7 protein-coding genes are annotated in these 12,623 nt (G+C 65.3%); 4 read left to right on the forward strand and 3 right to left on the reverse strand.

Annotated features, from left to right (window positions below):
* The first annotated feature begins 46 nt into the window (after positions 1 to 46).
* Positions 47 to 2,236: a patatin-like phospholipase family protein gene (locus tag CAG29_RS13310; RefSeq protein ID WP_085694633.1), complete on the forward strand. Its 2,190-nt coding sequence runs from the start codon at positions 47 to 49 to the stop codon at positions 2,234 to 2,236.
* Between the two features lie 298 nt (positions 2,237 to 2,534).
* Here the strand turns inward: CAG29_RS13310 and CAG29_RS13315 are convergent, their stop codons facing one another.
* The 3 genes from CAG29_RS13315 to recQ all read right to left on the reverse strand — a co-directional run bounded on the left by CAG29_RS13315 (position 2,535) and on the right by recQ (position 7,101).
* A complete protein-coding gene (locus CAG29_RS13315; protein ID WP_085694638.1) occupies positions 2,535 to 4,274 on the reverse strand; it encodes a FimV/HubP family polar landmark protein in 1,740 nt (579 codons plus the stop codon).
* Between the two features lie 127 nt (positions 4,275 to 4,401).
* Entirely contained in the window at positions 4,402 to 4,836 is a 435-nt protein-coding gene (locus CAG29_RS13320; protein WP_085577876.1) for a MarR family transcriptional regulator, read from the reverse strand.
* Between the two features lie 135 nt (positions 4,837 to 4,971).
* The gene (gene recQ / locus CAG29_RS13325; protein ID WP_085577877.1) at positions 4,972 to 7,101 is read right to left on the reverse strand and encodes a DNA helicase RecQ; all 2,130 of its coding nucleotides are present in this window, start codon (positions 7,099 to 7,101) and stop codon (positions 4,972 to 4,974) included.
* Positions 7,102 to 7,518: 417 nt separating this feature from the next.
* On the opposite strand from recQ, the gene CAG29_RS13330 reads away from it, so the two are divergent.
* From CAG29_RS13330 to CAG29_RS13340, 3 genes are all read left to right on the forward strand, one after another.
* The gene (locus CAG29_RS13330) at positions 7,519 to 8,106 is read left to right on the forward strand and encodes a YecA family protein (protein WP_085577878.1); all 588 of its coding nucleotides are present in this window, start codon (positions 7,519 to 7,521) and stop codon (positions 8,104 to 8,106) included.
* A gap of 10 nt (positions 8,107 to 8,116) precedes the next feature.
* Complete coding sequence (locus CAG29_RS13335) at positions 8,117 to 8,512, forward strand: YbaN family protein (RefSeq protein WP_085577879.1); 396 nt, start codon at positions 8,117 to 8,119, stop codon at positions 8,510 to 8,512.
* 145 nt (positions 8,513 to 8,657) lie between these two features.
* On the forward strand, positions 8,658 to 12,122 hold the full coding sequence (locus CAG29_RS13340) for a hypothetical protein (protein WP_085694634.1): 3,465 nt from the start codon (positions 8,658 to 8,660) through the stop codon (positions 12,120 to 12,122).
* Positions 12,123 to 12,623 lie beyond the last annotated feature (501 nt).

A 12,623-nucleotide genomic window follows, 5' to 3' on the forward strand; every position in this document is an offset into this window, starting at 1 on the left:
GGCGCCGCTATAATAGCCGGCTTTATCGCTCGCCCCGAGACTCACCATGCGTCGCCTTCTGATCTGCCTGCTGCTTGGTTTCCTTCCGCTGCTCGTCCATGCCGATGAAACGGCGCGGCCCAAGGTCGGCCTGGTGCTGTCCGGCGGCGCCGCCCGGGGGCTGGCGCACATCGGCGTGCTCAAGGCCCTGGAAGAGCAAGGCATCAAGATCGACGCGATCGCCGGCACCAGCATGGGGGCGGTGGTCGGCGGCCTCTACGCCTCGGGCTACAAGATCGACGAACTGGAGAAGCTCGCCCTGTCCATCGACTGGCAGCAGGCGCTGTCCGACGCCCCGCCCCGGGAGGACGTGCCCTTCCGGCGCAAGCAGGATGACCGCGACTTCCTGGTGAAACAGAAGCTCAGCTTCCGCGACGACGGCAGCCTCGGCCTGCCGCTGGGGGTGATCCAGGGCCAGAACCTGGCGCTGATGCTCGAAAGCCTGCTGGCCCACACCAGCGACACCCGCGACTTCGACAAACTGCCGATCCCGTTCCGCGCCGTGGCCACCGACATCGCCGACGGCGAGAAAGTGGTGTTCCGCAAGGGCCACCTGCCCCAGGTGATCCGCGCCAGCATGTCGATCCCGGCGGTGTTCGCCCCGGTCGAACTGGACGGCCGCCTGCTGGTGGACGGCGGCATGACCGACAACATTCCCCTCGACGTGGCCCGGGAGATGGGAGTCGATGTCGCCATCGTCGTCGACATCGGCACCCCGCTGCGCAACCGCAAGCAACTGGCCACGGTGGTCGACGTGCTGAACCAGTCCATCACCCTGATGACCCGGCGCAATTCCGAAGAGCAACTGGCGGCGCTGCACCCCGACGACGTGCTGATCCAGCCGCCGCTGGCGAGCTTCGGCGTCACCGATTTCGGCCGCGCCCAGGAGATGATCGACGCCGGCTACCGCGCCACCCGGATCCTCGACGCCCGCCTGGCCCGCCTCAAGCCCTCCCAACCCCAGGACACCGAACTGGCCGCCGCCCGCTCGCCGGGGCAACGTACGCCGGTGATCACGGCGATCCGGGTCGAGAACGACTCGAAGGTCGGCGACGACGTGATCCGCTACTACATTCGCCAGCACATCGGCGAACCGCTGGACCTGGGCCGCCTGCAGACCGACATGGGCACGTTGTACGGCCTGGACTACTTCGAGCAGGTGCAGTACCGCGTGGTGCACAAGGGCCCGGACCACACGCTGGTGATCAGCGCCCGGGGCAAGCGCAGCGGCACCGACTACCTGCGCATCGGCCTCAACCTGTCCGACGACATGCGTGGCGACAGCGCCTTCAATCTCGGCGCCAGTTACCGGGTCAACGGCATCAACCGCCTCGGCGCCGAATGGCTGACCCGGGCGCAGATCGGCGACAAGCAGGAGCTGTACACCGAGTTCTATCAGCCGCTGGATGTCGGCTCGCGCTACTTCCTCGCCCCCTACGCGGCGTTCGCGGCGCAGAACGTCGACTCGGTGCTCGACAACGACCCGATCGCCCAGTACCGCGTCGAGCGCTACGGCTTCGGCCTCAATGTCGGCCGACAGATCGGCAACAGCGGCGAGGTGCGGCTGGGCATCGGCGAGGCCTGGGGCAAGGCCGACGTGCGCATCGGCGATCAGAACCAGCCCAGCGAGCAATTCAACGAAGGTTTCTATGCGCTCAAGTACTCGTTCGATTCGCTGGACAACGTGTACTTCCCCCACGAGGGCGAGGACATCGGCCTGACCCTGGCGCAGTTCGAGCCGGGCCTGGGCTCCGACACCCGCTACCGGCAATGGGAGTTCAAACTGGACAAGGCCATGAGCCGCGGCCCGGACACCCTGGTGCTCGGCGGCCGTTACGGCCGCACCCTGGACGATGCCAACGTGGTGGTCTCCAGCTTTCTGCTCGGCGGCGCCCGGCAGTTGTCCGGGTTCCGCGAAGATGCGGTCTCCGGCCAGAACGTCAGCCTGATGCGCGCCGTGTATTACCGCCGCCTGACCCCGCGCTCGTTCCTGCCGCTGGACTTCCCGCTGTACGCCGGCGCCTCGCTGGAGCGCGGCCGGGCGTGGAACAACGACAACGAGTTCGACAGCGGCTACATCAACGCGGCCAGCGTGTTCATCGGGTTCGACACGCCGTTGGGGCCGCTGAACTTCAGCTACGGGCTGAACGATGCGAATGAGCAGGCGGTTTACCTGAATCTGGGGCAGACGTTCTGAGGCCGGCCTGGATTTTCTGCGGCGCCTGACCTGTCGCCATCGCCAGCAGGCTGGCTCCCACAGTATCCGAGGGGTTCACAGATTCGGCATTCGCCCGCAATACCTGTGGGAGCGGGCTTGCCCGCGATGGCGGAGTGTCAGTCCCAGTGGTTTGGCTGACAGACCGCTATCGCGAGCAGGCTCGCTCCCACAGTGTCCGAGGTGTTCACGGATTCTGCGTTCAGCCGCGATACCTGTGGGAGCCAGCCTGCTGGCGATGGCGCCAGCTCAGGCACCGCAGGGCAAGATCCCAAACGTCTCAGCGGATCCCCGCCAACAGCGTCCGCGCCGTCTGCCTGAGAGGTTCGTCGCCCTCCTTGAGCAACTCGTTGAGCAAGGCGATGGCGCTGTCGATGTCACCGTCGTCGATGCAGGTCTGGGCCTGCTCCAGTTTCCCGGCACCGGCCTGCGGCCCGGGCGGTTTGCCGGGGTCGCCGAACGCGTTGAGGAATTCTTCGTCCAGCGTGGGTTCCTGCGGTTCGGCGATCCATTCCAGCTCCGCCGCTTCGGCCTCGGCGTCCTGGGGCAGTTCGAAATCCTGAGGCAGAATCTCCAGGCTGTCGCCCAGCGTGGACGCCTCCTGCGCAAGCGCATCAGCGGGCCGTTCATCGTTCAGGTCCCAGCTCGAATCCATCGACAGATCGCCTTCGTTCAGCTCGAAGCTGTCCTCCGATGCCACCGGTGGCGCAGCCGTGACAAGCGGTGCTGCCGCCGTCACGGGCAAGACCGGCAGTAGCGGCGTGACAGGGGCCAGTTTCGGACAACGGCTGCGGATCTCCTGCAGCGCCGTCTCCGTCACCCCCTGCCCGCGCAGGTGGCTTTCCTGTTCGTCATAGGCGGCGCCATCGCCCTGCCGGCCAAGCACCTCAAGCAATTGCAGACCGAGGTCGGTGCGCTCCGGCTCCTTGCCCAACGCGTCACGCAGCAGGCCGGCCGCTTCGCCCAGCCGCCCGTAGGCCAGATAGATGCCGACCGCCTCCAGCACCTGGCCGGCGCCGGATTCCTCGCGGTGTTCGGCGGCGTGGTGAACCGCAGCGAGCGGGGATGTACCGGCCCCTTCAACCTGGGGCTCATTGCGCAGCGCCGGGGCCGGCCGCGCAGCCTGGGTTTGCGTCGTCTGCCGGCGCCGGCGAAGCACGAACAGGCCGGCCACCAGCGCGACAAACAGCATCAGCAATCCGCCGTACAACGGCCAATCGCTCGACGCCTCCCGGGGTTCGACCGGGGCGGCGACCGGCGCCGGCGCGGGTGCCGCCACCGGCGGTGGCGGAGCCTGCTGAAGCTCGGTCAGGCGGCTTTGAAGGTCGCTGACCTGCTTTTTGCCGTCGGCGATCTGGACATCCTGGGCCTGAAGCCTGGCGTTCAGCTCATCGAGAGATTTCTGCAACTGCTGGTTCTGCAGGACGCTGGCCGCCAGTTGTTCGGCCAACGCGTCGTTGGCAGGTGCCGCAGGCGTGGCCGGCGCGCTGGCGGCCGGTTGGGCGGCAGGCTTGCCGGGGGCGGTGGGCGCAGGCGCCTCGGGGGTAGGAAAACCGGAGTCCTGGGCGCGCACGTCCGGTTCGTCGGTGGCCGGCACGATGCCGGGCGAGCCCGGCGGGTCGATCAGCACCGTGTACTCGCGCAGCAAGCGGCCGTTGGGCTGATTGACCTGCACCAGGAAATTCAGGAAGGGTTCGTTGACCGGTTTGCCGGAGGTCACCCGGATCAGCTTGCGCTCGCCCCGCAGGATCGGGGTGAACCTGAGGTCATTGAGAAAGAACACCCGCTCGACCCCGGCCCGGCTGAACTCGTCGGCCGTGGCCAGGCTGACCGACAGTTCGCTTTGGCTGAGCCCGCCGACGTCCAGCAAGGCGATGTCGGCCTTGAACGGCTGATCGAGGCCCGAATGCACGGTGATGTCACCGAGCCCCAGCGCCAAGGAGGCGGTTGACCAGACAAGCACGCCGGCCACCACCAGCGGGCGGGCGCAACGCAGTACCACGTGCCGACTTCCGAGCATGAGCATCCCTTATATAAGCAAAACCGACTTCTATGCGTTCGCACATCCGGTACGAACACGATATTGCCCAGTAGTTCTTATAGTCGGCCCAGCGCGATCCCTCAAAAAAACGGCACGGGGTTTTGCCTCAGGATTTTTCCAGGTTGCCCAGAATGTGCGCGTGAACGCGCATGCAGACCTTCAGATCCGCGTCGTCCACGCCCTCGAACAGTTCGTGGCGCAATTGCGTGGCGATGGTTTCGATCTGGTCGATCAACGGCCGGGCCGGGGGGCACAGCACGATCTTTTTCGCCCGGCGGTCTTCCATCACGGACTGGCGTTGCACCAGCCCCTGGCTTTCCAGGCTGTCGAGCAGGCGGGCCAGGGTCGGCCCTTCGACGCCGACGCTCTGCGCCAGCTCGCGCTGGGTCGGCGCCTCGTCGAAGCGCGCCAGGTGCAGCAGCACCAGCCAGCGCGCCTGGGACAGGCCCATGCCGGCCAGCCGGCGATCCAGTTCGGCACGCCACCCACGGGACATCTGCGCCAGTTGCATGCCAAAGCGGTGTTGATCGGTTAACGGCATAAAACACTCATGGTTAGACTGAAGAAATAGAAAAAAACTAATTATTAGTCAGCTAAGCATGACATTTGGCTATAGGCAAGAGGATGTCTTGCACTGAATCGTTACATCAAAGCAACGGGTCGTGTAAGCCCAGGCTCACATCTCGAATTCCGACTGCAGCGCCGCGCGCACGCAATAGAGCACGCCTTCCGGCACCCGGCTGCCGAACAGCGCCGCCACTTCGGCCACCGACGGCAGTTCGCCTTCGCCGTCGAGGAAGGCGTCGTGGACTTCGCCCATCAGTTCTTCCGGCAGATCCAGCGCCTGCTCCAGCGACAACTGCTGCTGACCGATGGCCTCGGCCAGCATGCTGTAGACGTTCTTTTCCGAGCACTGCAGCTGGCCGGCGATCTGCAGCGGCGTCATGCCGGCGCGGGCCAGGGTGATCAGCTCATGCCGCACGTCGGCCACGGCCTTCGGCGTTTCGGCCTCGCCGCCAAGCACTTCGAGGAAGGCCTCGCCGTAGCGCTCCAGCTTGCGGGCGCCGACGCCGCTGACCCGGGCCATTTCCGCCAGCGTGGTCGGCTGGCTGCGCAGCATTTCCACCAGGGTCGAATCGGGGAAGATGACGTAAGGCGGCACGCCGTGCTCCTGGGCCAGCTTGCGCCGCAGGGTGCGCAGGGCTTCCCACTGCTCGCGCTCTTCGGCACGCACCAGTTGGCTGGCCGGGCTCTTGCTGAGCCCCTTGGCGCTGACCTGCGGCTTGAGGTCGCGGCGCAGCTCCAGGGTCACCTCGCCCTTGAGCAGCGGCCGGCAGGTGTCGCTCAGGCGCAGGCCGCCGTACCCTTCGTGGTCGACGTCGGCCAGCCCCCGGGCCACCAACTGACGGAACAGCGAGCGCCATTCGCCCTCGCTCATCGCCTTGCCGACGCCGTACACCGACAGGTGCTGATGGCCGAAGCTGCGCACCTTTTCGTTGTCCTTGCCCAGCAGCACATCCACCAGGTGGCCGACGCCGTAGCGCTGGCCGGTGCGGTAGATCGCCGACAACGCCTGGCGCGCAGGTTCGGTGGCGTCCCAGGTCTGCACGCCGTCGACGCAGTTGTCGCAATGGCCGCAAGGCTCGGGCATGTCTTCGTCGAAATAGGCCAGCAGCGCCTGGCGGCGGCAGCGGGTCTCTTCGCAGAGCGAGAGCATGGCGTCGAGCTTGTGCTGCTCAAGGCGCTTGTGGCGCTCGTCGCCTTCGGAGTTCTGCAGCATCTGCTTGAGCATCACCACGTCTTGCAGGCCGTAGGCCATCCAGGCATCCGCCGGCAGGCCGTCACGGCCGCCGCGCCCGGTTTCCTGGTAGTAGGCCTCAAGGGACTTGGGCAGGTCCAGGTGGGCGACGAACCGCACGTTGGGCTTGTCGATGCCCATGCCGAACGCCACTGTGGCGACCATGATCAGGCCTTCCTCGTTGAGGAAACGCTGCTGGTGGTACGCGCGCAGGTCGTTGGGCAGGCCGGCGTGGTACGGCAGCGCCGGGAACCCTTGCTCGGTGAGGAACGCCGCGACTTCCTCGACCTTCTTGCGCGACAGGCAGTAGACGATGCCGGCATCGCCGCGCCGCTCGCCGAGGAACGCCAGCAACTGCTTGCGCGGCTGCTCCTTGGGCACGATGCGGTAGAAGATGTTCGGCCGGTCGAAGCTCGACAGGAAACGCTCGGCGTTCTGCAGGTGCAGACGGGTGACGATCTCTTCGCGGGTGCGCTTGTCGGCCGTGGCGGTCAGGGCGATGCGCGGCACGTGGGGGAACATTTCAGCCAACTGGCCCAGTTGCAGGTATTCCGGGCGGAAGTCGTGGCCCCATTGCGACACGCAGTGGGCTTCGTCGATGGCGAACAGGGCGATGTCCAGGCCTTGCAGGAAGCTCAGCATGCGCGGCTGCACCAGGCGTTCGGGGGCCAGGTAGAGCATCTTCACTTCGCCGCGGCGGATCCGCGCCGCCAGGTCGCGCTGCTGCTCGGCGCTCAGGGTGGAGTTCAGCGCGGCGGCGGCCACGCCCAGTTCCTCGAGGGTGGCGACCTGGTCGTCCATCAGCGCGATCAGCGGCGACACCACCACCGCCAAGCCTTCGCGCAGCAGCGCCGGCACTTGGAAGCACAGGGACTTGCCGCCGCCGGTGGGCATCAGGACCAGGGCGTCGCCGCCGCTGGCCACGCGCTCAATGATCGCACCCTGGCGGCCACGGAAACTGTCGTAGCCGAAGATGTCCTTGAGGACGCGCTGAGCCTGTTCGAGCATAGAAACTCCAAAAATCACCGAAACATCCCTGCACAGGCTGGTTCAGGGCAGCCGAGGCTGCTTAAACAAAACGTAAGGGCGCATTGCATGATCATCGTCATGCCGGCAGGGATCGCAAAGCGCGGCAGTATACCCGAGCGTCTCCCTGCGCAGGGCGCCGCTGAGAAGCCGGTTGCACGAAACCTTGGGATAACACAAAACCTGTGGGAGCTGCGGTGCGACGACTCGACTTGCCAGCGATGACGTCGGCACCTTCAACATCAATTCCGACATTGCCACCGCTATCGCTGGCAAGCCAGCTCCCACAGGGCCTGTACCGTGAACCGGGATTTCAGGCAAATCTGCCGTGCGGCTGGCTTGAGGGCTCAAGAAGGCCTAGAATTCCCGCATTGTTTATTCCCCCAAGGTAGCCCCGTAATGTCCTTCGCTGAGCAACTGACCCGCCTGCAAGTCTTCCTCGACGCCGACGAGCTGCATGAAGAGGCGCTGGATTACGTGGCCGCCCACGGTTACCTCACCGCCCTGTCGATCTGCTCGGACGTGGTGCCGGACCGTGAATGGATCGACGCGCTGTTCGCCGAAGAGCCGCACTACACCAGCGACGCCCAGCGCGAAGAGATCGAAGCCACGCTGATCGGCCTCAAGGCCCACATCGCCCGCCAACTGGCCTCCGACGAAGAGTTCGAGCTGCCGTGCGACCTGGACCTGGGCGACGAGCCGGACGACTCCGAGTTGCGCGGCTGGTGCATCGGCTTCATGGAAGGCGTGTTCCTGCGTGAAGAGGCCTGGTTCGAGACCGCCGAAGACGAAGTCAGCGAAATGCTCCTGCCGATCATGGTCGGCTCGGGCCTGTTCGACGAGCAGCCGGAGTTCGAGGACATCGCCAAGGACGCCAACCTGATGGACGACATGATCGTGCAGATCCCGGAAGCCCTGACCGCGCTGTACCTGCTGTGCCAGGCGCCGGACGAAAAACCGGCGATCCTCAAGCCTCGCCACCACTGAGTTCCCGCCTATGGACAACCCCATAGGCAACCGCCCCCTGATGCTGCGCTACCTCCTGCTGGCCGTCGGCTGGCTCAGCGTGGCATTGGGGGTGATCGGGATTTTCCTGCCCGTCCTGCCCACCACGCCTTTCCTGCTGCTCGCGGCGGCCTGCTTCGCGCGCAGCTCCGAGCGCTTCTACCGCTGGCTGGTGGAGCATCCGAAGCTGGGCCCGTGGATCCGCGGTTACCTCGACGGCAACGGCATTCCACTCAAGGGAAAGGTCTACGCCATCGGGCTGATGTGGGCGAGCATCCTGCTGTCGTGCTATCTGGTGCCGCTGCCTTGGGCCCGGGGGTTCATGCTGACCAGCGCAACGCTGGTGACGGTCTACATCCTGCGGCAGAAGACCCTGAAAAAAACCTGACCTGCGGCGAGGGCGCTTGCTCCCTCGCCGCAGGCGCATGACCGCCGGTCGCAAACCCGCCCGCCCCTGTCAGATCTGACAGTAGCCACCCTGCCCCTTCCGGCTTCCAATGACCCCGTCGCCCACCCGCACCGGAGTCTTTGCCATGCTCATCCAGCCCCTGCGAGCCGTCGCCCCCCTGGCCCTGCGCGAGCCCGAGATCCCCGGCCGCACCGAACCCCAGCTGCCTGACGGCTCATGGGGCATCAACCGCGCCGCCGCCCTGGACAACTTCCCAGGCAAGGGCCTGAAGGTGCACATCCTGCCCTGGGCCAACATGAGCCGCGGCGACAAGGTCGAGCTGCTGTTCGACAACGGCAAGGTCGACCAGCACACCCTCACCCAGGACAGCGAGGTCAACGAGCGCGTGACCCTGTGGGTGGCGCCGGGGCGCATCGCCAGCGGCGCGCACACCCTGGGCTACATCGTCACCCGCCTGAGCCAGTTGCCCGAGCCCTTCGCCCCGGCGGTGCAGCTCCACGTCAAGCTGGAGCTGCCCGGCGGCCAGGACCTGGATCCGGAGGACGGCGCCCATTCCGAACTCTTCCAGTACATCGACCCCGAACTGGTCGCCGGCGGCATCGACAAGGACACCGCCGCCCAGGGTGTGGACGTCACCATCAAGGCCAAGCCCGGCCGCCCGGCCAAGCCCGTCTACCCCAACATCGCCGTGGGCGACGTGGTGACCCTGAGCTGGGGCGGCGTGCTGGTGAGGTCGGCGCCGGTGACCCAGGCGCAGGTCGACGACCCGGACGCCAACCCCCTCACCGTCCACGTCAGCGAGGCGGTGATCCTCGAGGCCGGCGACTCGGGCCCCGAAGGCCTGGCCGTGACCTTCACGCTGCATGACCGGGTCGACAACGCCGCCGAGGACTGGTGCCGGGAGACCCGGATCGTGGTGGACACCGGCCACTCGCGGCTGGGCGCGCCGATCGTCAAGGAGGCGGTCAACAACACGCTGGACCTGGACGCCCTGGGCGACGCCGACGCGACCGTGCAGATCATCGCCCTGGCCCCCGACTTCAAGCTGGGCGACGTGATCGTCGCCGTGCTCAAGGGCACCACCCTGGAAGGCGAGGCGGTGGCCGTCGAGGTGCGCGGCCAGCCGCTGGCCAACCTGCCCAGCATCGTCGAGCTGAAGGTGCCCAACCTCAAGGTGCGCGACCTGGCCAAGACCCAGGCGATCTTCAGCTACCGCGTGGAGCGCGGCGGCTCGCCCGACCTGCTCTCCAAGGGCCGCTTCGTCAACCTCGTCGGCGAACCCAAGCGCCTGGCCGCGCCCGTCGCCGAGGACGCCCAGGACGGCGCCCTCGACCCGGACCTGCCGGTCGTGCGCGTGCGCATCCCCTACGACCCGCTCATCCAGGAAGGCATGGCCATCGAGCTCAAGTGGCTGGGCACCCGGCCCGACACCACCACCTACGACCCGGTGCTGGACTGGTACTTCCCCAGCAAGGCCGAGGCCGACGACCCGGCCGGCTTCACGGTGACGGTCGAGGGCCGGCACCTCAAGACGCTGGAGGGCGGCACGCTGGACCTGTCCTACAACCTGCTCGCCGACGACAACGGCACCATCGTCAGCCGCGGCTCCCTGCACGCCGCGCTGCTCAACGTCGGCGCGCCGCAGCTGGAGCTGGTCAAGCCCACCGTCCTCGGCGAGAAGGACGGCGCCCTCGAACCCAAGGACCTGGCCGGCGGCACCAGCGCGGTCACCTGCCCCAACCCGCTCGCCACCCCGACCAAGCCCATGGACGTGGTCACCTGGCAGCTGCGCGACGCCGCAGGCGGCGTGCTCCACGAAGACAGCAAGACCCTCAACGCCCTCAGCGCCGGCAAGGACGTCGTCTTCACCCTCAGCGCCGCGTTCGTGCAGCAGCACTTCGAGGCCCGGCGCGGGGAGACGCTGACGGCGAGCTACAGCATCCGGCGGGCCGAGACGGGCAAGGTGAGCTATTCCAATCCGTTGACGTTCTTGATCGGCCAACCGATATCGCTCGACCCGCCGACGCTCGACTCCGTCAAGGGCTCGCCCAGCGGCGTGGAGGTTCCAGACGGCAGCCTCATCGTCGAAACCTCGGTAGTGCTGAGCGGCACCGCCAGCAAGGGCCAGAAAGTCGATGTGCTGGATGGCGTCACATCCAAAGGCCAAGCCACCGCCGATGCCGCGACCGGCCGCTGGACATTGACCGTGAGCGGGCTGAGCGCGGCGGTGCACACCTTCACCGCCAAGGCAATGTACGGCGACGGACTGGTATCGACGCCGCGCAGCTTCACGGTGGTGGCGCTCATCAAGCCGACGCTGAGCAATGTGCTGGACGCCAACAACGTGGAGGTTCCGGAAGGCACCAGCACCGTGAGCACCACGCTGAAGCTGCGGGGCACGGCGAGCAAAGGGCAGAAGGTGGAGATTTTCGACGGCAACGGCTCGACGGCGGTGTCCAAGGGCACGGTGACGGCTCATGCAACGACGGGTGCGTGGGAACTCAGCATCACCGTTCCCGTGGGCGGGCGGCGGTTGTATGCCAAGTCGCTGTACCACAGCACGGCGACCTATTCGAATGTGCGGCTGCTGACGGTAGTGACCTCGGTCGCGCCGACGATCACTTCGGTGAAGGACCCCAAGGGCGTCGAGATCGCAAACGGCGGCATCACGGTCGCAACCAGCGTCACGCTCACCGGCACGGCGGCCAAAGGCCTGAAGGTCGAGGTGTTCGATGGCACCGTGTCCAAGGGCCAAGTGACCGCGAATGCGACATCGGGCGTATGGACGCTGACGGTATCGGGGTTGAGCGTCGCGGCACACAGATTCACGGCGAAAGCCTTGTACGGCGCCAGTCCGGTGTCGGCGGCCAGAACCCTGACCGTGACGGCGGCGACAGCGCCGACCATCACCTCGGTGAAAGATCCGAAGGGTGTGGACATTCCGCACGACGGTATGACTCTTGAGACCAGCGTCACGCTCACCGGCGCAGCAGCGAAAGGGCAGAAGGTCGAGGTGTTCGATGGCAATGTGTCCAAGGGCGAGGTCACGGCGAATGCGACCTCGGGTGTGTGGACACTGACAGCGTCGGGCCTGAGCGTGGCGGCGCACAGTTTTACGGCCAAGGCGCGCTATGGAACCGAGCCTGTTTCTGATTCCAGAACCTTTAAAGTTGTGCGTTGGGTTTCAGGTTCAGAAAATTGGGAAACAGAACCACATGGAACGTTCGCCGCGGGGCAGTCGAAACGGTGCCAAAGCGGATTGACTTTCTATGTGAAGTCCGTTCCGAACCCCTTATATTATGGCGTTATTCTATGGAAGGAATCTCCCAAATACATGTCAGTAACATACTACGCCACAGTAGAACTGACATTTGACGGCATAATTAAGAATTTTAACTATGAGTACATCTACTACAACGCAGCAACAATAAGTTTTTTCAACCTTGATGGTGCTGTCAAAGAAATCACCCTATCGCCATCTGGAAGTTCATTCAGACCTGGCAGCCATACCGACCAGGCCGGCCTTAGCAAAATCGTCATAAAAGATATTCGCGGAGGAGTAGATCTAGACAATCTAAGATGGAGTTAGTCAGCCATAATGAAAATGGTGACGGATTCATTTATGCGTTGTTTTTTTGATTTTTTTCAGTTCTGAAGTTAACGAAGAGATGAGGATGGATGTGTTTATCCGTCCTCATTTCCTCTTCTAGATTATTGCATTGACTAATCTGCAGCGAGACATGTTTAAACATGTTGATCACAGTTTCCATACACCCACATCGCCTTGCGCCATTGCCTACAACTACGCCAGAATCCGCCGGCTTGTGCGCCTGGGGGGCGGGTTCTATCGTTTGGCGGTCACTGACGAATCAGTGATCGGGTCTCGCAGCCCGTCGATCTCTGGACGCACAATCTCCTCCATGCCTGTCATGGCGGCTGTACGTGGGAGGCCTTCGGGCCTGCCGGTTCTAGAGTCCCGGTCTGCGACCCGCGTATAGCTGCCACCCTCTCGTATCGCAGCGAATCGAGGCGGCTCCATGACTCTGGAGATGCAAGCATGTTCAAACCCACCCCCAACCCACCCGAAACC

This window comes from Pseudomonas sp. B7(2017) (assembly GCF_002112745.1).
GTDB lineage: Bacteria > Pseudomonadota > Gammaproteobacteria > Pseudomonadales > Pseudomonadaceae > Aquipseudomonas > Aquipseudomonas ekonensis.